Origin of the sequence: Nocardia sp. NPDC004068, from assembly GCF_042874315.1 — a bacterium.
Classification (GTDB): Bacteria; Actinomycetota; Actinomycetes; order Mycobacteriales; family Mycobacteriaceae; genus Nocardia.
This window is the reverse complement of the sequence record NZ_JBIAMW010000002.1, coordinates 45,490-70,546: the sequence shown is the minus strand read 5'-3', so window position 1 is coordinate 70,546 and position 25,057 is coordinate 45,490. Positions and strand designations below refer to the sequence as shown.

Genomic DNA, 25,057 nt, shown 5'->3' with positions numbered 1-25,057 from the left:
ATTGAATTCGCTGTTCTCGTGCTCTGTTCAGCATGCGGTACGCACAAATGCAATTGCAGATGTCAATGCGGGGACAACTGTGTGCCCTATCCGGGCCATCTTGCGTTAACTGGTGGGATACTACAGAGGTGACCGCTGGTGACGATCGACCCGTCTGGGCTGTTCGGATGCGTTCGGAGCGAGATGCTCGGGGGTGGTCGCAGGCAGACGCCGTCCGAGCCATGCGCGCCAAGTCCTCTCACAACCTACCCACCGATTCCACGCTGCTACGGAACTGGCGCCGTTGGGAGTCCGGCGAGTCGCGCCCGGACGACTTCTACGCGCCCATCATCGCCGCCGCCTTCGACACGGTGACCGCGGCGTTCTTCCCCAAGGCCCGCCCCAACCGCGACGACGAGCTGATTTCCTCCACCGGCATGGACACCCTGGAATTCATCGGGCGCCTGCGGATGTCGGACGTGTCGTCGGCGACGCTGGACGCCATCCGGATCACCGCCGAGCGGATGTGCTGCGAATACCCTTGTGCCGACCCGATGGAACTGCACGCCGAGGGCACCGCGTGGCTGCGCCGGATCACCTCGCTGCTGGACGGCCGGCTCACCCTCGCGCAGCATCGCGAGGTTCTCGTACTGGCCGGTTGGGTCGCATTGCTGGTCGGTTGCGTGGATTACGACCTCGGCTGGCGCACCACCGCGGAGGCCACCCGCCGGGCGGCGGTATCGCTGGGCCACGAGGCCGAACACGCCGAAATCCAGGGCTGGGGAGCGGAAATGGCGGCCTGGTTCGCCCTGACCCAGGGCAACTATCGCGGCGCGATCGGGGCCGCCGAGTCGGGTCTGAGCCTGACCGGCGACCACGGCGTCGGCGTGCAACTGGCCGCGCAGCAGGCCAAGGCGTGGGCCCGCATCGGCGACCGCGACGAGATGGAGAACGCGCTGCGGCGCGGCCGCGCGATCCTCGACGGCCTGGACCATCCGGCCAATCTGGACAATCATTTCGTCGTCGACCCGGGCAAATTCGACTTCTACGCCATGGACTGCTGCCGGGTCGTGGGCGACGATCGGCTCGCGGAAAGCTATGCGCGCCAGGTCATCCGGACCTCGACCGGACCGGACGGCATCATCCGCCGCCCGATGCGGGTGTCGGAGGCGCAGCTGACCCTGGCCGTGGTGGCGGTGCGCGACCGCGATCTGGAGCTGGCCGTGGACGAGGGGATGCGCGCCTTCGCGGGCAAGCGCCGCTCGCTGCCGTCGCTGCTGTGGATCGCGGGCGAGGCCGCGCGCGAGATGATCGAACGCTTCCCGGGCGACCCGCGCACCCGCGACTACCTCGAGCAGTTGCGCTCGCTGACCACCGGGTAGCCGCGCGTCCCCGCCATCTGTCACACCCCGTTGCTAGGCTCCGCCAATGGACTTCAGCCTGCGGACGTGCTCGTGGCGAGGACACGAGACCTACGCCCCCGACGAGCCGGAACTGGCCGCGCGCCTGCATGTTTCGACGCCCGCCGGTCCGGCGTGGCGGTGCCTGCGCTGCGGCGACTTCGTGATCGGCGAGCCGCGCTACCGTGGCCCGGCCGACGAGGCGCCCGAGGTGCCGCGCGGGCGGCTGCTGCGCGACCGGTTCATCATGCGGCTGCTGGCCGTCGAGCGGGTGCTGCGCGGGCTGGTGTTCATCGCGCTCGCGGCGGGCGTGTTCAAGGTGCGCAACTCGCAGGCGGAGCTGAAGTCCGCGTTCGAGAAGGAGCTGCCGCTGATCCAGCCGCTGGCCGACCAGATCGGCTGGAACCCGGACAATTCCAAGATCGTGCACTTCATCCAGGAGGGTTGGACGCTGTCGCCGACCACACTCACCTGGATCGCCATCGGTTTGCTCGCCTATGCCGCAATCGAACTCGTGGAGGCCGTGGGCCTGTGGCTGGTGCGGCGCTGGGGCGAGTACTTCGCGGTGGTCGCGACGGGTTTGTTCCTGCCGCTGGAGATCTACGAGCTGACCGAGCGGATCACGGTGGTGCGCCTGGGCGCGCTGCTGATCAACATCGCGGCCGTGCTGTGGCTGCTCTGGTCGAAACGGCTGTTCGGGATCAACGGCGGCGGGCGCGCCTACCACGCCGAGCACAGCGAGGAGAGCCTGCTCACCGTCGAACGCGCGGCCGTCGCGGCCGACGCCGCCTGATGGGCTACCCTCGTGCCGGTGACCGAGTCAGCTGAAGGATTGCTGCCCCTCGACTACGGCCGCGTGACATTCGCGGCGGCGGTCGAGGAGCGACTGCGGCTGTTCTCCTTCGCGACCGCCGAGAAGCGCGGCGAATACCTGTGGGTGCTGCGGGCATTCGATCACGCGCGCGCGGCCTACGTGGTGCTGCTGCACGCCAGCGACGTCGCCGACACGCTCACCCGGCTCCCCGACGCGCCGCGGTTGACCGCCACCGAGGTCGGTCCGCTGCTTGAGCAGTTGCATCAGTGGGGTGTGCTGGAACGCAGTTACGACGGCACCCGCGCGGCGACGCTGGCCGAATACCGCAACCGCCACTTCGTGTATCAGTTCTCCCGCGCGGGCTATCAGGCATACCGGTCGGTCGCCGAGGTGCTCGGCGCGCGGCTCGACGAGGCGGCGCTGTCGCGCCTGGTGCTGCCCGAACTGCTCTCGGATCTGCACGCGCTCGCCGCGGCGAACCGGGCCGGGGACGCCGAACGGGTCTATCGCGTGCTGAACCGCCTCGATACCGCCCTATCCGAATTGGCCGATCGCGCCGCCCATTTCTATCTGACGCTGGGCGATCTGGTGCGCACCACCGAGGCGACGCCGGAGGCGTTCCTCGCGCACAAGGACGCGCTGCTGGCGCACATGCGCGAATTCAGCATGGATCTGGCGCGTTTCGCGCCCCGGCTGGCCGCGGCCATCGCCGAGGTGGAGGACACCGGCGTCGACGACCTCATCGCCCGCGCGGGCGCGTGCGACGAACGGGTGCTGCTCTCGCGCGCGGACCGGGAGGCCGACTGGCGGGCGCGCTGGCACGGGCTGCGCGGCTGGTTCGTGGCCACCGCCGCGGAAGCCGGTGCGGCCGAGGGCGGTCCGCAGACCGAGGCCGAGCGGCTGCGCGAGGCGACGATGAGCGCGATCGCGGCGGTGCTGTCGCTGCTGCGCCGGGTGACCGAGACCCGCCGGGGCGGGGTGAGCCGGGAGTCGGCGCTGCGGCACCTGGCCGGATGGTTCACCGCCGCGCCGACCACCGAGAGCGCGCACGCCCTGTTCGACGCGGTGTTCGGGCTGGGCCGCCCCCGGCATCTGGCGATGGAACATCCCGACGCCGATATCATCCCGCCGATCCGATCCTGGTGGGACGCACCGCCGTTGGAGATCGCCCGCACCCTCGCCGAAACCGGTCGCCCGCCCTCCCCCGGCGCGCCCTCGCGCATCCAGCGCAACGACGCGGGGGTGCGGCGGCTGCGCGCGTCCCAGCTCGACGCGCAGCGCCGCCGGGCCGAGGCGGCGCGCTCGCTGGCCTCGGCCGACGTGTACGAGCGGGTGCTCGACGAGCGCGAGACCGAGGTGCTGCTGCGGCTGCTCGACGCCGCCTCCACGGCCTGGGTGCCGGTCAGCGGACGGGTCTCGGGCACAACGGGTTCCGACAGCGGGGTCACCCTCACCGTCGCCGAGCATCCGCGCTCGACCGTGGTGCGGACCGCGCGCGGACTGCTGTATCTCGACCACCGGCGCCTGACCGTGCGCGAGAATCCGCGCGGCCGGGCGGCGGCCGGGCGGTTGTGATGCACGCGCGCACGATCGACCCGCTCACCCTCGACAGCTATCAGCGGGCCGCCCGGGTGATCCTCGCCAATCACCTGGTGACCCGGACGTTTCCGGATCGCATCGCGCTGGCGCTGATCCGGCGCTGGGCCACCGAGCTGCGCGAGGATCTGGCGGAGTTGTTCGGCTACCGGCTGGAGGTCACCGAGACCACCGCACGGCTGTTCCCGGTGGTGGACCGGCTCGACGCCGGCCGTCCGGCGCGCACGCCCGCCGAGCGCGTCTTCGACCGCCGCCGCTACGCGTATCTGGCGCTCGCGCTGGCGGCGCTGGGCCGCGCGGGCGATCAGATCACATTGTCGGAGTTGGCCGATCAGGTCGCGTCCTACGCCACGCGGGTGGACGGGCTCGAACTCGCCACCGACCGGGCGGCCGACCGGGACGCGTTCGTCGACGCGGTCGCCTGGCTGGGCGCACGCGGGGCGCTGACGCTGGCCGACGGCGACGCGGGCGGGTGGGCCGCGGATCCGGAGGCCGGGGAGGCGCTCTACGACATCGACCGGTCGGTGGTGTTCGCGGTGTTCCGGCCGCCGCGGGCGGTGCAGCATCTCGACAGCGTGCGGGGACTGTTCGCCGACGAAACCGACGGCGGCGCAAGCGGTTCCACCCCACGCGCGGCGGCGGCGCGGCGGGTGCGGCGGGCGCTGGTGGAGTCGCCGGTGGTATACGCCGAGGAGCTGACCGCGGACGAGCGCGCGCTGCTGGGCACCGATCGGATGGTGAGCGAGGTCGAACTGCTCACCGGGCTGCGCGCCGAACGCCGGGCCGAGGGCGTCGCGCTCATCGATGTGTCGGGCCGGTTGTCCGATGTGCGGTTCCCCGGTACCGGCACGCTCGCCCAGGTGGCGTTGCTGCTGGTCGGCGAGATCGCCGATGTGGTGCTCGATCTCGACGCGCCGGTCGCGCGGCGACCGCGGCCGGAGCCCGCGACGACGCTCATCGATCAGCTCGATCAGGCGATTCCGCGGGCGACGGTGTTCGCGCCGCTGGTGGTGCCCGAACCCGCGGAGCCCGCCGAGGACGACCCGGAACCGTTGGGCGACACCGAGATTCCCGAACATCCGTTCCTCGCCTGGGAGTGGATCCACGAGACGGTGCAGGCGCTGACCCACCGCTACGGCTCCACCTTCGCCGCGCAGTGGCAGGCCGACGTGCCGGGGCTGACCAAGGAGGTGGTGGCGCTGCTGGAGCGGCTGCGCCTGGTCGAGGTGCTGGCCGACGGTCTGCTGATCCTGCCCGCCCTGGCCCGCTATCGCGGCGCGATCGTCACCGTCCGCACCCGCGCGGAGTCCGAATTGTTCGCCTCGGCAACGCATCTGGGAAGGGAATGACCGATGGACCTCATTCACGGTGGCGTTCGTTTCGTCCCCACCCGCGCCGGGATCATCAATCTGTGGGACTACCGCGATCAGGAGTTCTGCTTCGCCGACGGGCGGCTGGTGCTGCGCGGACCCAACGGCTCGGGGAAGACCAAGGCCCTCGAGGTGCTGTTCCCGTTCGTGTTCGACGGCCGCATCGAACCGCGACGGCTCAACCCGTTCGCCGGTGAGGAACGGACGATGAAGTCGAATCTGCTGTACCGCAAGCAGGAATCGGCGTACTCGTATGTGTGGATGGAGTTCGCGCGCGGCAGCTGGGCCGAGCCGGAGGTGGTCACGGTCGGCATCGGGATGCGCGCCACCCGGTCCTCGGACAAGGTGACGCGCTGGTATTTCGTCGCCGACGGGCGGGTCGGCGTGGACTTCTCGCTGATCGGTCCCGACGACCGGCCACTGACGCGCAAACAGCTGGCCGAGCAGATCGGCACCGACGCCATCACCGATCGGCCGGTGGACTATCGCGCCGCGATCGACGCGCGCATGTTCGGGCTCGGCTTGCAGCGCTACGACCAGTTGATCAATCTCATTCTGACGCTGCGGCGTCCGCAGCTGGCCAAGAATCTGGACCCGCGCGGGTTGTCGCAGGCGCTGACCGACGGATTGCGGCCGCTCGACGAACAGCTGATCCTCGACGCGGCGCGGTCGTTCAGCGATATGGAGGAGGTCGGGCGCACGCTGGAGGGGCTGGCCCAAGCCGACTCCGCCACGCGGGCTTTCGTCGGGGTGTATCGCAAATATCTTGGGGTGCAGGCGAAGTCGGATGTCGATCAGGTGCGGTCCCGGCTCGACGCGGTCACCCATGCCAGTACCGCGCTGTTCGCGGCGACGGCATTGCGGGAGCGCCGCGAAACCGAGCGCGCCGCCGCGGAGGTGCGCGCCGAGGAGGCCGATCGCGCGTACGAGCAGGCGCTCGCCGATCGGGAGACCTTACAGCGTTCCGGTGCCTACGAGGGCAAACAGCAACTCGACGACCTCGCCGACGCCGTGCGCCGCCTGGAGACCTCGGCGGCAGTGCACCGCGACAAGGCCACCAAGGCGCAGCAGACCGTCGCGCAGCGCACCGCCGAGGCCGAACGGGCCCGCTCGACGGTCGAGAACGCGACCGGGGCGCTCGCGCGGGGCGAGGACGAACTGCGCGCCGCCGCCGAGGAGGCCGGAATCGCCTGGGCGGCACTGCCGGAACAGGCTCGCGCCGAACAGCTCACCACGACCGTGCGCGGCCACGCCGAGGAACGCGACGCCGACGTGCGCGCGGTCCGCAAGGCCCTCACGCTCGTCGAGACCGCCACCGCGGATCGCACCCGGGCCGAGCGCTCCGCGCAACGCGCCACCGAACAACGCGACGCCGCCGCCGCGGCCCTCGCCGAGGCCGAGGCCGCCGTCACCCTGGCCCGCTCCAATTCCGCTGCCGCCCTGCGAAATTGGTGGGACGAGCACCGCGACGTGCTCGGTCCGGTCCGCAAGGGCCTGTTCGAGGCCCTCGACTCGGCCCTCGCCGACACCGGTTCCGACGACGCCCCCACCCTCGCCGAGGTCTTCGCCGACCGCACCGAACCCCTCACCGAGGAGATCCGCGCCCGACGCCAACAGGCCCGCACCACGGCCGAGCAGGCCGTCACCCGGATCGCGTCGCTGCGCTCCGAACAAGCCGAGATCGCCGCCGAAAAGGACGACGCCCCACCACCTTCCGCCGCCCGCACCGACTCCCGCGTAGACCGTCCGGGCGCACCGCTGTGGCGGCTGGTGCGCTTCGCCGACCACGTCTCGCCCGACGAGGCGGCCGCTCTCGAGGCCGCGCTGCACGCCGCCGACCTACTCGACGGGTGGGTGTGCGACGAGATCCCCGAGCACGAGTCGGACCAGTTCCTGGTGCCGTTGCCGGAGAATCAGCGGCCGTCGGGGCGCACGCTGGCCGATGTGCTCGTGGTCGAGGACGGGTGCGGGGTGGAAGCGGTTGCGGGGGTGTTGGAATCGATCGCCCTGCGCGGTTCGCTGAATGGGGCGGGCACGGTAGCCGACGGTCGGGGTGCGCTCGGGGTTGGCGCCGGGGCGGCGGAGCCGAAGGACGACAACACGGCGGTCACCAGGGCCACCGCTAGGAAAGCCAAGGGTGCCGCCACAGCCACTGGAACCACCGTCGCCGCCGCGGCGCGCGAAACCACGAGTGCCGACGCCACCACCGGAACCTCGGTTGCAGCCACTGCCAACGAAACTACCGACGCGACCGCTGCTATCACCAGCAAGGACGCGGGCACGTTTGCCGCTACGGCTACGACCGGCCAACCCGCGGGCACGACCGCCGCTACGGCCACGGACAGCACGCCCGCTGCAACGGTTGCCACCGCCACGGACAGTGGAACCACCGCCACCGCTTCCCGAGCGGGCAACGAAAGCATTTCTGTCCCTGCGGCGGACAGGGTTCAGGCCGTTGGCTCCCGCGCGCACGTCGGTGGGGCGGCGACCGACGAGTTGGCGGCTGACGAGGCCCCCTTCGGGACTACGGCGACGCGTACCGGCGCTTCTGGCATGGAATCCGTTGGGGAGCTGAGCATTTGCCTCGACGGGCGCTTCCACCACGGCGTGCGGTTGGGACGGCACGGCAAGCCGCACGCCGAATTCATCGGGGCGACGGCTCGGGCTCGGCGGCGGGAGGCGCGGCTGGCCGAGATCGCGGCGGCCATCGAGGCGGCCGAGGCGGCGGAGGTGGTCGCGCGGGCCGAGGAGCGGGCGGCGACCGCGGAGCTGGCGCAAATCTCCGCCGCCGCCAAGGGGTTACCGCGCACGAGCGCGGTCACCACGGCGCTGCGGGCGGTCTCCGAGGCGGCGGGTGTGCTGCGGTCGCGGTCGGAGGCGGCGGCGCAGGCCGAGCGGGATCTCGATCAGGCGGTGGCGGAGTTCACCGCCGCCGACAAGAAGGTGCGGGCGGTGGCGGCGGCGCATCGGGCGCCGCGGGATCCGGGTGAACTCGACGCGCTCGCGGCGGCGATCCGGCATTTCGAGAACACCGGGACCGCGCTGCTGCGGTTGCGCGGAGACCAGGTGCGCGAGCAGGAGCGGGCGCGGGAGGCCGAGGATCGGCTGGCCGAGGCGCGGGATCTGGCGGAGGCGTTCGCCGAGGAGGCCGAGGCCGCCCGATCGGGATACGAGGAGCAGCTGCGGAAGCTCGAGACGCTGCGGGAGGCGTTGGGCGCGAGCGCCGCCGATATCGACCGCGAGCTCGAGCAGGCGCGCGAACGCATCGACGCCGCGCGGGCGGAACAGAAGTCGGCGCGCAAGGCCGCCGCCGACGCCATCGAGGGCGTGGGCACCGCCGAGGGTTCCTATCGCGCCGCGCACGACGCGCTCGGCACCGCGCTCACCGAACTGCTGGCCGATGTCCGCGGTCTCGCGCCGTACGCGCGGCCGGATCTGCTCGGTCTGCTGGGCGCGCCCGCGCACTGCCGGTGGCCGAGCAGCGAGGCGGCGTGGTCGACGCCCGAGCAGTTGCTGTATCGCATCGAAACCGGTGGGCCCGAAGGGGATTCGCGGGTGCTGCCCGACGAGGTGCACGAGCTGTTCGAGGGGCTTTCCGCGGCGACGGCGTCGGTGCGGGCGGGTGAGGCGGCCCGCAAGTCGACCCGCAGCGCGGTGACCGCGGCATTGCAGGAGTTCGACGCCGCCCTGGCCGCGGCCCGCCAGGACTACCGGCTGCAATGGGACGCCGCGGACGGCCTGACGGTGGTGCAGGTGCACGACGATCAGGGCACGGCCGCGCTCGCCGACTTCGCCGACCGGATCGCGCGCGCCCGCTCCGATCAGGAGTTGCTGCTCACCGACGCCGAACGCCGCATCCTCGAGGACGCGCTGTTGACCGGACTCGCCCAGCAGATCCACGAACGCACCGGCGACGCCCGCGATCTCATCACCCGCATGGGCGCGGAGATGAAGCAGCGCCGCATGTCCTCGGGCAACACCATCGGCGTGCACTGGGTGCTGGCCGACAACCTCTCCGAGTCGGCGCGCGCGGTCTGCAAACTGCTCGACCGCGACGCCTCCGACCTCACCCCCGACGACCTCGCCACCATCCGCGCCCACTTCGCCGCCGAGATCCGCGCGGCCCGCGCCGCCCACCCCGAACGCTCCTACCCCGAAATCCTCGCCACCACACTGGATTACCGCACCTGGCGAGTGTTCTCGTTCACCCTCGTCACCGCCGACGGCTCCGAGGACCGCCTCACCGTCGCCCGCCACAGCGCCCTCTCCGGCGGCGAACAGTCGGTCTCCCTGCACCTCCCCCTCTTCGCCGCCGCCCACGTCATGCTCGACTCCGCCGACCCCCAGGCCCCCCGCCTCCTCGCCCTCGACGAAGCCTTCGCCGGCGTCGACGACAACGGCCGCAGCGAACTCCTCGGCCTCTCGGTCGATTTCGACCTCGACCTCTTCATGACCGGCTACGACCTCTGGATCACCTACGACCACGTCCCCGCCTGCGCCCACTACGACCTGGCCCACTCCGCCGCCGAAAACACGGTAAGCGCAACCCTCCTGGTCTGGGACGCCACCGACCTCCTCGCCGAACACGACAACACCGACCTCACCACCTCCCTAGGCTCCCCCAACCGCCGCCGCACCCCCCACACCGTCGAGGGCGCCATCCCCTTGGAAGAATCCCTCCACCCCGCCACCTGACCCCAGGCACGGCAACCCAGCCGCACCCTTTATTCGGATCCGCACCCCTTACAGGGCTCTAGAACGGGTGCGGATTCGAATAAAGGGTGCGAATCGGGTTGCCGCACTTGGGGGTAGGCCACCTCAGAAATGCTTCGGTCCCCCAGGCATGGCGACCCAGCCGCACCCTTTATTCGGATCCGCACCCCTTACAGGGCTCTGGAACGGGTGCGGATTCGAATAAAGGGTGCGAATCGGGTTGCCGCACTTGGGGATAGGCCCTCCCAGAAATGCTTCGGTCCCCCAGGTACGGCAACACAGCCGCACCCTTTATTCGGATTCGCACCCTTTGCAGGGCTCTAGAAGGGGTGCGAATCCGAATAAGGGGTGCGGCTGGGCTGGCGTACCTGGGGTTGGGTGCGGCTGGGCTGGCGTACCTGGGGGTTGGGTGCCTCTGGGACGTATTATGGGGGAAGGGGATTGGGGCCTTGGGTTATCTCGGGCGGAAGCTGTCGGGGTTGGCGGCTGTCCAGTCGGTGTGCCAGGACGGGGGTGTGTTGGTGAGGAGTTCGGTCGGGGACAGCCATTCGTAGAGTTCGGCGTAGGAGCGTTGGATGGTGGGGGAGATTTTCTTGCGGAGCATGTGGGGGGTGAGGTCGGCGGGGGTGGGGGCGCCCAGGGAGGCCATGAGTTGCATGGCTTGTTGGACGGTGGCTTGCTGGTAGCGCTGGACGCGTTGGGATTTGTCGCCGACGTCGAGGGCTCGGGCGCGGCGGGGGTCCTGGGTGGCCACGCCTACGGGGCATTCGTTGGTGTGGCAGCGTTGGGCTTGGATGCAGCCGATGGCCATCATCATGGCGCGGGCGGCGTTGGTGTAGTCGGCGCCCTGGATGAGACGTTTGACGATGTCGGTGCCGGTGGCGACCTTGCCGCTGGCGCCGAGGCGGATCCGGTCGCGCAGGCCCGTGCCGACGAGGGCGTTGTGGACGGTCATGAGGCCGTCGGTGAGCGGGAGGCCGACGTGGTCCTCGTATTCCAATGGGGCGGCGGCGGTTCCGCCCTCGGCGCCGTCGACGATGATGAAATCGGGGGCGGTGCCCTCGGCGAGGATGGCCTTGCAGATGGCGAGGACATCGACGCGCGATCCGACGCACAGTTTGAAGCCGACGGGTTTGCCGTCGGACAGCTCGCGCAGCCGGGCGACGAAGCCGATCAGCTCACGCGGTGTGTGGAATTCGGTGTGCGCGGCGGGGCTCACGCATTTCTCGTGCGCGGGGACGCCCCGATACCGCGCGATCTCCTCACTCACCTTCGCCGCCGGAAGCACCCCGCCCAGACCGGGTTTCGCGCCCTGACTCAGCTTGATCGAGACGGCCTTCACGTGATCGTGCGCGACCTTGTCCGCGAACTCGCCCGGATCGAACCGCCCGTCCTTCGTCCGCGCCCCGAAATACGCCGACCCGATCTCCCACACCACATCCGCCCCGCCGTCGAGGTGATAGGGCGTGAGCCCGCCCTCGCCGGTGTCGTGCGCGAACCCCCCGGCCGCCGCGCCGCGATTCAACGCCCGCAACGCGTTCCCCGACAACGCGCCGAAGCTCATCGACGAGATGTTCAGCAGCGACATCGAATACGGCCGCTTGCAGTCCGGCCCGCCGATCAGCACCCGCGGCGGCTCGCTGGGCTCGTCGACCGGCGCGGTGGAGTGCACCAGCGACTCGTAGCCCACCGATTCGATGTCCCGCTCGGTGCCGAACGACAGCTCGCCGTGAATGCCCTTGGCCCGCTCGTAGACCATCGTGCGCACATCGCGATCGAACGGCCGCCCGTCGAAGTTGCGCTCGATGAAGTACTGCTGCAACTCCGGCCGGATGCTCTCCAGCAGAAATCGCATGTGCCCGAGGATCGGATAGTTCCGCAACACCGAATGCCGCGTCTGCACCAGGTCGTACACCCCGACCCCCAGCAGCACCGCCACCACCGCGACGAGAATCCACCACGCCCACGACCCGATCGAGGCCACCACCCCGACCGCCACCACCGCGACCGCCAGAAACCCGACCACGAAGAACCGCCCCATAACCCTGCCTTCCCGTGCAACCCGACCCATCAGCAACCGGCATACCCCCTCGCGCACCAACTTCCCAGGCCCACGACCCCAGCCGCACCCTTTGTCCGGATCCGCACCCCTTGTAGGGCTCTGAAGAGGGTGCGGATCCGAATAAAGGGTGCGGCTGTGTTGCCGAACCTTTGGGGGGTTCCGCTGTGTTGCCGAACGTTTGGGGGGTTCCGCTGTGTTGCCGAACGTTTGGGGGGTTCCGCTGTGTTGCCGAACGTTTGGGGGGTCCCGCTGTGTTGCCGAACGTTTGGGGGTGGTGCCGAACGTTTGGAGGACTGCTATGTTGGCGAACGTTGGAGGGAGCACCGCGAACCCTACAAGGCTGGGCCGCTCGCACCCGATAGAACGGTCACCGGGTGCGGCGGACGGGCTCGCAGCAGCCGATCGCGCACGGGTCGCCGTTGGTGGTGCAGCCGTAGCCGGGGACGGAGCCCAAGCGGCGGGGCGGGACCCCGTCGAGGTGCTCGGCCACCAACTCGGCGACCAACTGCGCGAAGCGCGGATCGGAGCCCGGCGTCGCCGCCCGGGCGAAGGACATGCCCAGCTCCCGAGCCTTCTCGGCGGCCTCGTTGTCCAAATCCCAGATGACCTCGAGATGGTCGGAGACGAAACCGACCGGGCAGACCACCACCGCATCCACGCCCTTGGCGGACAACGTTTCCAGATGATCCACGATGTCCGGTTCGAGCCACGGAACCTGGGGCGGCCCGGAGCGGGACTGCCACACCACATCGAAGTCGTCGAAACCCGTTGCAGCGGCGCACAATCGGGCCGCGTCCGCGACCTGACGGCTGTAGAGGCGGCCACCGTCGGCAGGCGGACCGGCGGCCTCGTCAGCGGCCTCCGGAATCGAATGCGCGGTGAACACCAGGCGCGCCCCGTCGCGACGATCAGCCGGAATCCCCTCCAGCGCAGCGCGAATCGCGTCGGCGAACGCCGAGATCAACAGCGGATGATCGAAATACTGCCGCACCTTCACCAGCGTCGGCGCGCCCTCGCCCACCGCGGCCCGCGCCCGGGAGATGTCCTCGTCGTACTGACGGCACCCGGAGTACCCGCCCCACGCCGACGTCGGAAACACCAGGGCCGCACCGACTCCCGCCGCCACCATCTCCCCAACCGTGTCCTCGACCATCGGATGCCAGTTGCGGTTGCCGAAGTACACCGGCAATTCGATGCCGCGCCGGGCGAATTCGGCCTCCACCGACGCGATGATGGCGCGATTGAGGGCGTTGATCGGCGACACTCCCCCGAAATGCAGGTAGTGCTCGGCGACCGCGGCCAGCCGTTCGGGCGGGACACCCCGGCCCCGAGTGACGTTCTCCAGGAACGGCATCACGTCCTCGGGGCGCTCCGGGCCACCGAACGACAACAGCAGAAGCGCATCGACGGACCCGGGCACCGGGGCCTCCTGTCTCAGTTGGCGGCGAAACCGTCCGCGGGGAACCAGGTGTTGTGGCTCGCGCCGCCGTCGACGTAGATGATCGATCCGGTGGTGCCGGGCAGCCAGTCCGAGAGCAGCGTCACGATGGAACGAGCCACCACGGTCGGGTCGTCCACGTCCCAGCCGATCGGCGACGCGCCGTCCCAGTAGGTGTTGAGCATGTTCAGCTGCTTGGCGTCGTCGGTGGCGGTGCCCGCGATGGCCTTGGCGGCCAGGGTCTTGATCGGACCCGCGGCGATGAGGTTGGAGCGAATCCGCTTGGCCTCGCCCACCTCTCGGGCCACGTACCGGTTCACCGACTCGAGCGCGGCCTTGGCCACGCCCATCCAGTTGTAGTAGGGCATCGCCGTGCGCGGATCGAAGTCCATGCCGACGATGGACCCGCCCTCGTTCATGACGGGCAGCACCGCGCGCGCGAGCGAGGCGTAGCTCCACGCCGAGATCTCGAACGCCTTGGCCGCGTCGGGGCCGGGGCCGTCGAGGAACGGCTTGGCGTCGGGGCCCATCAGCGTGCGGGGGGCGAAAGCGATCGAGTGCAGCACGCCATCGATGCCCTGCGGCGCGTGTTCGCGCACCTTGTCCGGCAGCGCGGCCAGGTCCTCTTCGCTGGTGACATCGAGGCCGATGGCCGGGGGGATCTCCTCGGGCAGTCGCTTGGCGATGCGGTCGATCAGGCGCAGCCGCTCCGGAATTCCGGTGATGATCACCTTGCCGCCCTGTTCCTGGGCGACCTTGGCGGCGTGGAACGCGATCGAGGAATCGGTGATGATGCCGGTGATGAGGACGGTCTTGCCTGCGAGCAATCCGCTCATGAGAAGTGAGTTCTCCTGTCGGTGCGAAATCGGATGTGTGCGCGGTATCGGGGGCTCAGTGGCCCATGCCCATGCCACCGTCGACGGGAATGACCGCACCGGAGATGTACCCGGCGTCGTCGGAGGCCAGGAAGCTGATGGTGGCGGCGACCTCGTCGGGGCGGCCGATGCGCTTGGCCGGAATGGCCTGCATCGCCATCTCCACGAACTTGTCCTCCATCTCCTGGGTCATATCCGTGTCGATGAAGCCGGGCGCGACGACATTGGCGGTGATGTTGCGCGAACCGATCTCGCGGGTGATCGAGCGGGCGACGCCGATCAGACCGGCCTTGGAGGCCGCGTAGTTCACCTGCCCGGGCACGCCGAGCAGGCTCACCACCGAGCCGAGGAAGATCATCCGCCCCCACTTGGCCTTCTGCATGTTCCGGGTGGCGCGCTTGGCGCAGCGCCACGCGCCGGTGAGGTTGGCGTCGATGACGCGACCGAACTGGTCCTCGCTCATGCGCATCAGCAGGGTGTTGTCGGTGATGCCCGCGTTGGCCACGAGCACCTCCACCGGACCCTGCTTCTCCTCGACCTCGGAGAAGGCCGCGTCGACCGAGTCCGTATCGGTCACATCGCATTTCACACCCAGCAGGCCATCGGGCACGCCCGAGCCACGATGCGTGACAGCGACCTTGTGTCCGTCGGCGGCCAGGCGCTGGGCGACGGCGAGGCCGATGCCCCGATTACCGCCGGTGACCAGTACCGACCGGGATGTGATGTTCGACATGGGCAACAACCTACCTTCGTTCGCTCGTTCCGCTACGACCGGGCCGTAACCGACCCGAGGCCCGCCCGCCACGCCATGGCCGGCACGAGTGTCGCACTCGCGGCGGTCGCCGGTGTCGAGGGGCCGAGGCGCGTCGTCAGGACCGGGCGGGCGCGGGCGCCCCGCCGCGCAATGCGCGGAACCAGGTGAGCGCGAACGAGATCGCGAACGCCAGGTGCACGACGAGGAAGACCTTCGCCAGATCACGGGCCTCGCCGCTGAGCACACCCCAGACGTCGTTGCCCGCGACCAAGCCGAATCCGACGAAATTCGCCAGCACCACGGTATCGCGAATCGCGGGCGCGGCGACGTCGCGGGACCTCCAGTTCAACACCGCGATGCCGAGCATGGGCCCGCCCAGCAGCCGCAACAGCGAAAGCAGTTGCGGCGTGGCGTCTTCGGGCACGGCGCCGACCCCGAACCGCGCGGGCGCGAACAGCAGGGCGAGACCGATGGCCGCGAGATACACCGCGGCGGTGACGAGCAGGGCCTTCGACATGATCACTCCTGGATGGATACCTGAACTATCTATAATGGAAAGCTACACTATCCATATTCGACGGTCCAGAGGTGAGGAGCAGCGATCGATGCGGATGGCCGAATTGAGCCGGGAGGCAGGGGTTCCCGTCGCGACCGTGAAGTACTACCAGCGCGAGGGCCTGCTCCCGCCGGGCGAGCTGACCAGCCCCAATCAGGCCCGCTACGGCACCGACCACGTCCGCAGGCTCAAACTCGTGCGCGCGCTGCTGGACATCGGCGGCCTGTCGGTGGCCGACGCGCGGGAGGTGCTCGCCGCGATCGACGATCCGCGCACCTCGACCCACGACGTCCTCGGCCTGGCCCAGCACGGCCTGCCGATGCCGCGCGGGACCGTGAGCGCGGCCGATCGCGACTGGGCCGAGGAGACGATCGCGACGCTCTGCGCCGAACGGGGTTGGCGCCCACCGCCTTCCGACCTCATCGAGTCATTGGTGGTGGTGCTGTGCGCCTTCCGCGAGGTCGGCCACGAATGGGTCCTCGACGCGCTGTCGCACTACGCCGAGGCCGCCGACCGCGTCGCGGCCGCCGATATCGCGGCGGTCGCGCGGCTGCGTCCCACCGAGGCCGTCGTGGAGGGCGCGATCGTCGGCACCGTGCTGGGCGACGCGCTGCTGGCGACCCTGCGCCGGGTCGCCCACGCGGAGATCTCGCGAAAACGGCTGCGCGACTGACGAATTCGGGCCGCCCCAACCCTCCGCTCGGCGGCCCGGCCCGTCAGGGGATCCGCTGCCGATACGCCAGACCCGTCAGCACGCCCGCGGCCGTCATCAGCAGACCGAGCAGCAGCCACGGGCGGCTGGCGTCGCCGATGGTGGTCTCGTAGCCGATCTGGCTCTGCAACGTGTCGTAGACCTTGGTCAGCTCCTGCAGGGTGGACGCGGTGAAGAACTCGCCGCCGGACTCCTTGGCGATCTCCTGCATGGCGTCGTTGTCGACCGGGACCTGCGCGTCCTGGGTGCCGCCGTCGGGCAGCGGGATCTGCACCCGGCCCCAGGTGGTGCCGAAGGAGATGGTCGAGATCGGGATGTTCTTGCCCTTGGCCACCCGCGCTGCGGTGTACTCGTGGCGCGGATTGTCGAAGTCCTCGAAGGCGGGCACGGTCTGCTTGCCGTCGGACATGAGCACGATGCGCGCGGGCGGCGGGTCCTGCGCGCCGCCGAGCACCGAGCCGAGCGTGTCGATGGCCTGCAACGAGGAGAAGATGCCCTCGCCGGTGGCGGTGCGCTCGGCGAGCTTCAGGTTGTCGATCGCCGCCTTGACCGCCTCGTGATTGGTTGTGGGCGAGACCAAGACCGACGCCGTGCCCGCGAACGACACCAGCCCCAGGTTGATGCCCTTGGGCAGTTCGTCGACGAAGTCCTTACCGGCCTTCTTGGCGACCTGGATGCGCGAGGGCGGGACGTCGGTGGCCTCCATCGACAGCGAGACGTCGATGGCCAGCATGACCGTCGCGCGGTTGCGCGGGACCTTCTTGGCCGCCTGCGGTCCGGCCGCGGCGATGGTCAGCAGCACGAGGCCGACCAGCAGCAGCGCGACCGGCACGTGCCGCCAGGCGCTGGGCCGCTTGGGGGCGACCTTCTCGAGGGTCTCCATATTGGAGAACAGCAGCAGATGCCGTTGGCGGCGGCGCTGATTCACCACGTACAGCAGTGCCAGCAGCGCGATGACGACGAGGAATCCGAGCCAGACGGCCGCGGAGAAGTGCGAAATGCTCACTGTCGGGGGGCCCGTCCGGACGGGGCGCCGAAGGCGTGGCGCCGGGTGGACACGAACCGGACGACGTCGGCGATCCAATCCCGATCGGTGCGCAGGGTCAGCACCGGGGCCCCGGCGCCGCGCAGCGACTGTTCCACCCGCTCGCGGTGCCGCTGCGCCGCGAGCGCGAAATCGCTTCGCAGCGTGGGGGTCACGGTGAACTCGCGGGTGCGACCGGTCTCGGGATCGTGCAGCACCACATCGCCCACGTCGGGCAGGGCCAGATCCAGCGGATCCAGCACCTCCACCGCGAGCAGATCGTGGCGGCCGGAGATGGCGCGCAGCGAGCGCTGCCAATCGATCTCGCCGAGGAAGTCCGAGATCACCACGGCCAGACCGCGTTTGCGCTGCGGGCGGCGCAACGCCTCGACGGCGCCGCGCAGATCCCCGCGCACGCCGTCGGCGGCGTGCGGTGTGGTCGCGATGGTGCGCAGCATGGACTGCGCGTGAATTCGCCCGCTGCGCGCGGGAATTCGGAACAGCCGTTCGCCGTTGGCGACGACCGCGCCGATCCGGTTGCCGCCCCCGCTGGTCAGATGCGTGACCGCGGCCGCGGCGGCGACCACCAGATCGCGCTTCTGGCACAGCGCGGTGCCGAAGTCGAGGCTGGCCGACAGGTCGATCACCAGCCAGGTCTCGAGTTCGCGGTCGGCGATCATCTGCCGCACGTGCGGATGGGTGGTGCGGGCGGTGACCGACCAATCCATCTGCCGCACATCGTCTCCCGGCTGATAGAGCCGGGCGTCGCCGGGTTCGGAGCCGGGCCCCGGGATCAGGCCGAGGTGGTCGCCGTGCAGCACGCCGTCGAGGCGGCGGCGCACGGTGAGTTCGAGGGTGCGCAGCGCGGCCGACAGCTTGGGGTCGGTCAGCTGACCGGCACGGAACGACGGCGGCGCCGCACCCCGGTCGGGAACGTTCGCTGGAATCGTCACTGGTGCAACCGGTTTCGCCGCCTCGCTCACGGACGCTGCTGCTGCGGCTGCCCGGCGGCCTGGGCGCCGTTGGGCACCGGCGGCGCGGCGGCGGGCGGCGCCGGGGCCGGGGCGGGCTGCTGCTGGCCGGGCGCGTTGGCCTGCGGGGCGACCTGCGGCAGGCCGACGGTCTGGAGCACGCGCCGGATCACGTCGTCGGGGCTGATCTCGTCGGCGAGCGCGTCGTAGGACAGCACGAGGCGGTGCCGCAGCACGTCGGGCACGACCTCGACCACGTCCTGCGGCACGACGTAGTCGCGGCCGCGGATGAGGGCCACCGCGCGGGCGGCGGCGATGATGCCCAGGCTCGCGCGCGGCGAGGCGCCGTAGGCGATCCAGCCCGCGACGTCGGTGAGGCCGAACTCGGCGGGCTTGCGGGTCGCGGCGATCACCCGGACGACGTAGTCGACCAGCGCGTGATGGACGAAGGTGTTGGCGGCCAAGCGCTGCAACCGGATCAGCTCGGCGGGCTCGAGGACCTGCTTGGGCTCGGGCGGGGTGACGCCCATCCGGTAGATGATCTCGCGCTCCTCCTCGACCGTCGGGTAGTCGACGACGACCTTGAACAGGAAGCGGTCGCGCTGCGCCTCGGGCAGCGGGTACACGCCCTCGCTCTCGATCGGGTTCTGGGTCGCCATGACCAGGAACGGATCCGGCATCGGGTAGGTCTTGCCGCCGATCGACACGTGCCGCTCGGCCATCACCTCGAGCAGCGCCGACTGCACCTTGGCGGGGGCGCGGTTGATCTCGTCGGCGAGCACGAAATTGGCCACCACCGGACCCAATTCGGTGTCGAACTCCTCGCGGCCCTGCCGGTAGATGCGGGTGCCGACGAGGTCGGTCGGCACGAGGTCGGGGGTGAACTGCACGCGCGAGAACGTGCCGCCCACGACCCGGGCGAAGGTCTCCACGGCCAGGGTCTTCGCGATGCCCGGGACGCCCTCGAGCAGGACGTGGCCGCGGGCGAGCACGCCGACCAGCAGGCGCTCCACGAGGCGGTCCTGGCCCACGATCACGCGTTTGACTTCGTAGATCGCCTTCTCCAGGGTCTGGACGTCGCGCTCGAGGGTGTTGGGCGTCGACGCCTCCTGCGCCGAATTCACCGTGCTCACACCATCCGTCGAAGTCACCAACATCCCCGCTTTCGCCTAGTCCGGCCCCGAGAGGCTCGCCGCATTCGTGGTTCGCACCCGAGTGTGTGTCCCCACAAACTATTCCAGGTTTGGCATCCTCCCCCAACGCGGCCGGGGTATTCCGGGGCGACTCACAGGGAGTGCCACCGTCTGCCCAGGCAGCGACCGCTTGCCCGGCGGTACGCCGCGTGTTGCGCGACACTTTGCACAGTAACGCAAATCGGCCGCACGGGCCGCTGGACGGGGTCGTGCGCGTCGCGCTCCCCGAGGGACCTCAGGGGATGAGGCGAACCGCGTAGGGCATGATGCCGCCTTCGCGGACGGGCGAGATCTTCACGACGTCGCCGGATTCGGGGGCCTCGATCATGGTGCCGTCGCCGAGATACAGGGCGACGTGTTCGCTGCCGTTCGCTCCCCAGAACAGCATGTCGCCGCGTTCGCGCTCGTCGACGGGGACGCGGGTGCCCATGGTGTACTGGTAGCCGCTGTAGTGCGGCAACGAGATTCCCACGCCCGCGAAGGCGTAGATCATCAGGCCCGAGCAGTCGAAGCCGACCTTGCCGAAATCGCCGTAGCTGTCGGCGACGCCGCCGTCGTGGATGCCGAGGGTCGGGCCGTCCTCGTCGCCGCCGCCCCAGGAGTAGGTGACGCCGAGCTGGGACATCGCGCGATCGACCACGATCTCGACGAGCTGGTTCCGGTCGCCCGAGGGCAGTCGCGGGTGCGCGCCGGAACGGTGTGGGGGCGGGGCGTTGTCGAGTTGGGTGTGCGGGCGGCGGCCCGCGCCGAGTTCGGCGGCGCGCTCGCGCGCGTCCTTGTTCGCGGCGCTGCGGGCGGCCGCGGCGCTGCGGGCCGCGGCCTCCTCGGCGCGGCGGCGGGCGTCCCACGCCAGGTACGCGTCGCGCTGGCCCTGGAGCCCGGCCACCCTCGCGCGCGCGGCGTCGAGCCGCTGCTGGGCCGAATCCCGTTGCTGCGCAAGGGCATTGCGCGCGGCGAGCTGCTGTTCCTGGGCGGCCTGCGCGGCGGCGACGGCCCGCTGCGCGTCGGCCTTGCGGGATTCGGCGACCGCGGCGGCGGCATCGGCGGCCCGTTTCGCGGCACGGGCGGCGGAATCGCGGTTGGCCTGGTCGATCTGGGCGCGGCGCAGTTGTTCCAGGGCGTCCTGCCGGGATCTGGCGGCGACGGACAGCAGTTGGGCGCGTTCGAGGGCGACGGCCGGATCCGCGCCGGAGAGCACGTTGACCATGGCGTTGACCCCCGGCCGGGTGTACGCCTCGACGGCGAAACGGTCGAACTCGGCGCGGGCCGCGCTCACCCGCGCCCCGGCCTCGGCCAGATCGCGCTGGGTGCCCGCGGCCACCGCGGCGGCCGCGTCGGCGGCCTCGCGGGCGTTCTGGAGATCGACCAGGGCCTTGTTCACGGCCTCGCGCTTGCCCGCGAGTTCGGTGTCGAGCCGCTGGACCTGCTGTTCGGCGGCGGCCACCTCGTTGATGAGCCCGCTCACCTCGTCGAGCGTGGCGTCCACCGCGCCCCCGGCCGCGGCGATGTCGCCGTCGCTGGGATTGGGCGGGGGGCCGGGCTGCGCGCGGGCGACGGTGATGCTCGCGGCCAGCCCGAGGGCGCACAACAGCAATCCCACAGCGATCCGCAGCGACCTCTCGCGCCGCCTCGCCGTCCGTCGCATCGCACCTCCCTGGACCGCCGAGCTTCCCGGGGAACAGAGGCACCGCTCGCACGAGTGACCAGCGAAATCGCGGGTACGCACAACCTCTGGAGACCCATGCGACACTTCTTCCCCACAAGTGCCATATGAACCGTACGACACTCAGGACACAGAAGAAACCGCTCGGCCCGCACGTCGCGGAGTATTTCGGCGATTGCCGAACGATTGCCTGATATCGCCCCTGAATCTGCCGAATGAAACAGACCGGACGTCAGGAGAAACCGGCCGAGGTCGGACCGGTCGGATGACTAATTCCGCGCGAGCTCCCGATCGCCCGCCCGCCGGGACTTCACGACGTACAGCCCGGCGATGACGATCACCAATCCGGCCAGCAGCACGGCCGTGACCGTCGTCCACGACACCGTGTCCGGTTTGTCCAGACGATTCACGAACGCCTGCGCGGCCTCGGCGCTGTGCCCGTGACCCTGATACTTGGCCACGTCCTCGGCCTTCTCGAGCCGATAGCGCGGAATCGACGAGCTGTAGGTGCCCGCCCAGTCGTCGCCGAGGACCAGGACCGTGCCGTGTTCCACCTTGCCGACCTCGGTGGCCAGATCCCGCAGGCTGGAATCGGGCGAGGGGTTGCCGGGGACGACGACGATGCTCAGGGGGATTCCATTGTCCAGGGAGTCCTGCGCGGCCGCGGCCAGACCCGACTGATCGACGCCCTTCGGCGCGGCGACGTGATTGTCCGTGAGATCCACCAGAATCGAGCCCAGATCGGTGTCCGGCGGCAGTTCCGCGGCCATGGGGGTGAAAACCGAGGCGTACGAGACGGTCATCTTCCATCCGGTCTGTCGAGCCGCCCGGGAGGGCGACGGGCATCCAACACAGTTCAGGCGATCGAATGCACAGTACGCGACCGGGGCATGATGGAACCCGGGACGCCTCGCCTGGACGGCCCCGCGCGTTTCATAGGACAAGCGTACTGTTAGGGTTGGAAGCACGAGGCGCACAGCCCAGCCTGCGCCCTCGACCTGGGTCACCGGCACAGCCCCGCCGGTGACGAACACCCTCACCGACGAGTGGAGCTGAACGTATGACGAGCATCGATACATTCGGCGCCAAGGGCACCCTGCAGGTCGGAGATCGGTCGTATGAGATCTTCCGCCTGTCGGCCGTGCCCGGCACCGAGAAGCTGCCCTACGCGCTGAAGGTCCTCGCGGAGAACCTGCTCCGCACCGAGGACGGCGCCAACATCACCGCCGACCACATCCGCGCGATCGCGAACTGGGACGCCAAGGCCGAGCCCAGCACCGAGATCCAGTTCACCCCCGCGCGCGTGATCATGCAGGACTTCACCGGCGTGCCCTGCATCGTGGACCTCGCGACCATGCGCGAGGCCGTCACCACCCTGGGCGGCGACCCGGACAAGGTCAACCCGCTGGCCCCCGCCGAGATGGTCATCGACCACTCGGTCATCATCGACGTGTTCGGGCGCGCGGACGCCTTCGAGCGCAATGTCGACATCGAGTACCAGCGCAACGGCGAGCGCTACCAGTTCCTGCGCTGGGGCCAGACGGCCTTCGACGACTTCAAGGTCGTGCCGCCCTCGACCGGCATCGTGCACCAGGTCAACATCGAGCACCTGGCCCGCGTCGTCATGCTCCGCGACGGCCAGGCCTACCCCGACACCTGCGTCGGCACCGACTCGCACACCACCATGGTCAACGGCCTGGGCGTATTGGGTTGGGGCGTGGGCGGTATCGAGGCCGAGGCGGCCATGCTGGGTCAGCCCGTCTCGATGCTCATCCCGCGCGTGGTCGGCTTCAAGCTGACCGGCGAGATCCAGCCCGGCGTGACCGCCACCGACGTCGTGCTCACCGTCACCGACATGCTGCGCAAGCACGGCGTGGTCGGCAAGTTCGTGGAGTTCTACGGCAAGGGCGTGGCCGAGGTGCCGCTGGCCAACCGCGCCACCCTGGGCAATATGAGCCCCGAATTCGGTTCCACCGCGGCCATTTTCCCGATCGACCAGGTCACCCTGGACTACCTGCACCTGACCGGCCGCAGCGACGAGCAGGTCGCGCTCGTCGAGGCGTACGCCAAGGAGCAGGGCCTGTGGCACGACGCGGACGTCGAGCCGGAGTACTCGGAGTACCTCGAGCTGGATCTGAGCTCCGTGGTGCCGTCCATCGCCGGGCCGAAGCGCCCGCAGGACCGAATCCTGTTGTCGGAGAGCAAGATCGCCTTCCGCAAGGACATCCACAACTACACCGACGACGCCGAGGCCGCGCCGCACTCCAAGCTGGACGAGGCCGTGGAGGAGTCCTTCCCCGCCAGCGATCCGGTCGTGCTGTCCTTCGCCGACGACGACGCCGTGCTGCCGACCGCGGCCAACAACGCCAACGGCCGCCCGTCCAAGCCGGTCAAGGTGCACTCCGAGGAGTACGGCGACTTCGTGCTCGATCACGGCGCGGTGGTGGTCGCCTCGATCACCTCCTGCACCAACACCTCCAACCCGTCGGTCATGCTGGGCGCGGCCCTGCTGGCCCGCAACGCGGTGGAGAAGGGCCTGGCCCGCAAGCCGTGGGTGAAGACCTCGATGGCGCCCGGTTCGCAGGTCGTCAACGACTACTACGAAAAGGCCGGTGTCTGGCCGTATCTGGAGAAGCTGGGCTTCAACCTGGTCGCCTTCGGCTGCGCCACCTGCATCGGCAACACCGGTCCGCTGCCGGAGGAGATCTCCAAGGCGGTCAACGACAACGACCTCACCGTCACCGCGGTGCTGTCGGGCAACCGCAACTTCGAGGGCCGCATCTCCCCCGACGTGAAGATGAACTACCTGGCCTCGCCGCCGCTGGTCATCGCCTACGCGCTCGCGGGCACGATGGACTTCGACTTCGAGCACGACGCGCTGGGCAAGGACACCGACGGCAACGACGTGTTCCTGCGCGACATCTGGCCCTCCCCGCAGGAGATCCAGGACACCATCGACCGCGTCATCAGCCGCGACATGTTCCTCAAGGACTACGCGGACGTGTTCAAGGGTGACGAGCGCTGGCGCGGCCTGCCGACCCCGGAGGGCAAGACCTTCGCGTGGGACGAGAACTCGACCTACGTGCGCAAGGCCCCCTACTTCGACGGCATGCCGGAGCAGCCCGAGCCCGTCGCGGACATCACGGGCGCGCGAGTGCTTGCGCTGCTGGGTGATTCGGTCACCACCGACCACATCTCCCCCGCGGGCAACATCAAGCCGGGCACCCCGGCCGCGCAGTACCTCGAGGCGCACGGCGTCGAGCGCAAGGACTACAACTCCTACGGCTCGCGGCGCGGCAACCACGAGGTCATGATCCGCGGCACGTTCGCCAACATCCGGCTGCGCAACCAGCTCCTCGACGACGTCTCGGGCGGCTACACCCGCGACTTCACCCAGCCCGGCGGACCGCAGGCGTTCATCTACGACGCCTCGCAGAACTACCAGCAGGCCGGGATCCCGCTGGTCGTGCTGGGCGGCAAGGAGTACGGCTCGGGCTCCTCGCGCGACTGGGCGGCCAAGGGCACCCGACTGCTCGGCGTGCGCGCGGTCATCGCCGAATCGTTCGAGCGCATCCACCGCTCCAACCTCATCGGCATGGGCGTCATCCCGTTGCAGTTCCCGGCCGGTGAGTCGGCCGCGTCGCTGAAACTGGACGGCACCGAGGTCTTCGACATCGAGGGCATCACCAAGCTGAACGAGGGGGTGACTCCGAAGACTCTGAAGGTGACCGCGACCAAGGAGAACGGAGACAAGATCACCTTCGACGCCGTGGTGCGCATCGACACCCCCGGTGAGGCCGACTACTACCGCAACGGTGGCATCCTCCAGTACGTGCTGCGCAACATGATTCGCAGCTGAGGTAGCCACACTCCGCTCGTCGCTCGTGTAAGACCCCCGCGCCGGTTCGACCCCCGGCGCGGGGGTTTCGCGCACACC

The 25,057-nt window shown here is 69.9% G+C and carries 17 protein-coding genes; 7 read left to right on the top strand and 10 right to left on the bottom strand.

What is annotated here, in order from left to right; genetic code table 11:
* The first annotated feature begins 167 nt into the window (after positions 1-167).
* From ACFYTQ_RS04400 to ACFYTQ_RS04380, 5 genes are all read left to right on the top strand, one after another.
* Positions 168-1,361: an XRE family transcriptional regulator gene (locus tag ACFYTQ_RS04400; protein ID WP_387357165.1), complete on the top strand. Its 1,194-nt coding sequence runs from the start codon at positions 168-170 to the stop codon at positions 1,359-1,361.
* A gap of 46 nt (positions 1,362-1,407) precedes the next feature.
* Positions 1,408-2,172 (top strand): DUF2127 domain-containing protein, encoded by a 765-nt coding sequence (locus ACFYTQ_RS04395; RefSeq protein WP_387357164.1) that lies wholly within the window; start codon positions 1,408-1,410, stop codon positions 2,170-2,172.
* 93 nt (positions 2,173-2,265) lie between these two features.
* Positions 2,266-3,768, top strand: coding sequence for a TIGR02677 family protein (locus ACFYTQ_RS04390; protein WP_387357922.1), 1,503 nt, complete (start codon positions 2,266-2,268; stop codon positions 3,766-3,768).
* Positions 3,768-5,138, top strand: coding sequence for a TIGR02678 family protein (locus ACFYTQ_RS04385; RefSeq protein ID WP_387357163.1), 1,371 nt, complete (start codon positions 3,768-3,770; stop codon positions 5,136-5,138). The genes ACFYTQ_RS04390 and ACFYTQ_RS04385 overlap by 1 nt, the downstream gene beginning before the upstream one ends.
* A gap of 3 nt (positions 5,139-5,141) precedes the next feature.
* Complete coding sequence (locus tag ACFYTQ_RS04380; protein WP_387357162.1) at positions 5,142-9,854, top strand: SbcC/MukB-like Walker B domain-containing protein; 4,713 nt, start codon at positions 5,142-5,144, stop codon at positions 9,852-9,854.
* Between the two features lie 472 nt (positions 9,855-10,326).
* Here the strand turns inward: ACFYTQ_RS04380 and ACFYTQ_RS04375 are convergent, their stop codons facing one another.
* From ACFYTQ_RS04375 to ACFYTQ_RS04355, 5 genes are all read right to left on the bottom strand, one after another.
* A complete protein-coding gene (locus ACFYTQ_RS04375; RefSeq protein WP_387357160.1) occupies positions 10,327-11,913 on the bottom strand; it encodes an FMN-binding glutamate synthase family protein in 1,587 nt (528 codons plus the stop codon).
* Between the two features lie 388 nt (positions 11,914-12,301).
* Positions 12,302-13,354, bottom strand: a complete 1,053-nt coding sequence (locus tag ACFYTQ_RS04370) for a ferrochelatase (protein WP_387357158.1) — start codon at positions 13,352-13,354, stop codon at positions 12,302-12,304.
* Between the two features lie 14 nt (positions 13,355-13,368).
* Positions 13,369-14,208, bottom strand: a complete 840-nt coding sequence (inhA, locus tag ACFYTQ_RS04365; RefSeq protein WP_387357156.1) for an NADH-dependent enoyl-ACP reductase InhA — start codon at positions 14,206-14,208, stop codon at positions 13,369-13,371.
* A gap of 55 nt (positions 14,209-14,263) precedes the next feature.
* Positions 14,264-14,980, bottom strand: a complete 717-nt coding sequence (gene fabG1 / locus ACFYTQ_RS04360) for a 3-oxoacyl-ACP reductase FabG1 (RefSeq protein WP_387357154.1) — start codon at positions 14,978-14,980, stop codon at positions 14,264-14,266.
* A 136-nt stretch (positions 14,981-15,116) separates the two neighbouring features.
* A complete protein-coding gene (locus tag ACFYTQ_RS04355; RefSeq protein WP_387357153.1) occupies positions 15,117-15,518 on the bottom strand; it encodes a hypothetical protein in 402 nt (133 codons plus the stop codon).
* 88 nt (positions 15,519-15,606) lie between these two features.
* Here ACFYTQ_RS04355 and ACFYTQ_RS04350 point away from each other — a divergent pair, with 88 nt between their 5' ends.
* Entirely contained in the window at positions 15,607-16,230 is a 624-nt protein-coding gene (locus ACFYTQ_RS04350; protein WP_387357151.1) for a MerR family transcriptional regulator, read from the top strand.
* Positions 16,231-16,273: 43 nt separating this feature from the next.
* Here the strand turns inward: ACFYTQ_RS04350 and ACFYTQ_RS04345 are convergent, their stop codons facing one another.
* From ACFYTQ_RS04345 to ACFYTQ_RS04325, 5 genes are all read right to left on the bottom strand, one after another.
* Complete coding sequence (locus ACFYTQ_RS04345; RefSeq protein WP_387357148.1) at positions 16,274-17,275, bottom strand: VWA domain-containing protein; 1,002 nt, start codon at positions 17,273-17,275, stop codon at positions 16,274-16,276.
* The gene (locus tag ACFYTQ_RS04340; RefSeq protein ID WP_387357146.1) at positions 17,272-18,246 is read right to left on the bottom strand and encodes a DUF58 domain-containing protein; all 975 of its coding nucleotides are present in this window, start codon (positions 18,244-18,246) and stop codon (positions 17,272-17,274) included. Before ACFYTQ_RS04340 ends, ACFYTQ_RS04345 begins: the two co-directional genes overlap by 4 nt.
* A 26-nt stretch (positions 18,247-18,272) precedes the next feature.
* The gene (locus tag ACFYTQ_RS04335) at positions 18,273-19,421 is read right to left on the bottom strand and encodes an AAA family ATPase (protein ID WP_387357144.1); all 1,149 of its coding nucleotides are present in this window, start codon (positions 19,419-19,421) and stop codon (positions 18,273-18,275) included.
* Positions 19,422-19,692: 271 nt separating this feature from the next.
* The gene (locus ACFYTQ_RS04330) at positions 19,693-21,102 is read right to left on the bottom strand and encodes an NlpC/P60 family protein (RefSeq protein WP_387357142.1); all 1,410 of its coding nucleotides are present in this window, start codon (positions 21,100-21,102) and stop codon (positions 19,693-19,695) included.
* 287 nt (positions 21,103-21,389) lie between these two features.
* Positions 21,390-21,923 (bottom strand): DUF6676 family protein, encoded by a 534-nt coding sequence (locus ACFYTQ_RS04325; RefSeq protein ID WP_387357140.1) that lies wholly within the window; start codon positions 21,921-21,923, stop codon positions 21,390-21,392.
* A 257-nt stretch (positions 21,924-22,180) separates the two neighbouring features.
* On the opposite strand from ACFYTQ_RS04325, the gene ACFYTQ_RS04320 reads away from it, so the two are divergent.
* Entirely contained in the window at positions 22,181-24,979 is a 2,799-nt protein-coding gene (locus ACFYTQ_RS04320; protein ID WP_387357138.1) for an aconitate hydratase, read from the top strand.
* Positions 24,980-25,057: the final 78 nt, after the last annotated feature.

Bases quoted from the DNA above. Each gene is read 5' to 3' on its own strand.
- ACFYTQ_RS04330 (WP_387357142.1), bottom strand. From the start codon at position 21,102: ATGCGACGGACGGCGAGGCGGCGCGAGAGGTCGCTGCGGATCGCTGTG.
- ACFYTQ_RS04355 (WP_387357153.1), bottom strand. From the start codon at position 15,518: ATGTCGAAGGCCCTGCTCGTCACCGCCGCGGTGTATCTCGCGGCCATC.
- ACFYTQ_RS04385 (WP_387357163.1), top strand. From the start codon at position 3,768: ATGCACGCGCGCACGATCGACCCGCTCACCCTCGACAGCTATCAGCGG.
- ACFYTQ_RS04325 (WP_387357140.1), bottom strand. From the start codon at position 21,923: ATGACCGTCTCGTACGCCTCGGTTTTCACCCCCATGGCCGCGGAACTG.
- ACFYTQ_RS04350 (WP_387357151.1), top strand. From the start codon at position 15,607: ATGCGGATGGCCGAATTGAGCCGGGAGGCAGGGGTTCCCGTCGCGACC.
- ACFYTQ_RS04395 (WP_387357164.1), top strand. From the start codon at position 1,408: ATGGACTTCAGCCTGCGGACGTGCTCGTGGCGAGGACACGAGACCTAC.
- ACFYTQ_RS04380 (WP_387357162.1), top strand. From the start codon at position 5,142: ATGGACCTCATTCACGGTGGCGTTCGTTTCGTCCCCACCCGCGCCGGG.
- ACFYTQ_RS04320 (WP_387357138.1), top strand. From the start codon at position 22,181: ATGACGAGCATCGATACATTCGGCGCCAAGGGCACCCTGCAGGTCGGA.
- ACFYTQ_RS04375 (WP_387357160.1), bottom strand. From the start codon at position 11,913: ATGGGGCGGTTCTTCGTGGTCGGGTTTCTGGCGGTCGCGGTGGTGGCG.
- inhA (WP_387357156.1), bottom strand. From the start codon at position 14,208: ATGAGCGGATTGCTCGCAGGCAAGACCGTCCTCATCACCGGCATCATC.
- ACFYTQ_RS04400 (WP_387357165.1), top strand. From the start codon at position 168: ATGCGTTCGGAGCGAGATGCTCGGGGGTGGTCGCAGGCAGACGCCGTC.
- fabG1 (WP_387357154.1), bottom strand. From the start codon at position 14,980: ATGTCGAACATCACATCCCGGTCGGTACTGGTCACCGGCGGTAATCGG.
- ACFYTQ_RS04335 (WP_387357144.1), bottom strand. From the start codon at position 19,421: ATGTTGGTGACTTCGACGGATGGTGTGAGCACGGTGAATTCGGCGCAG.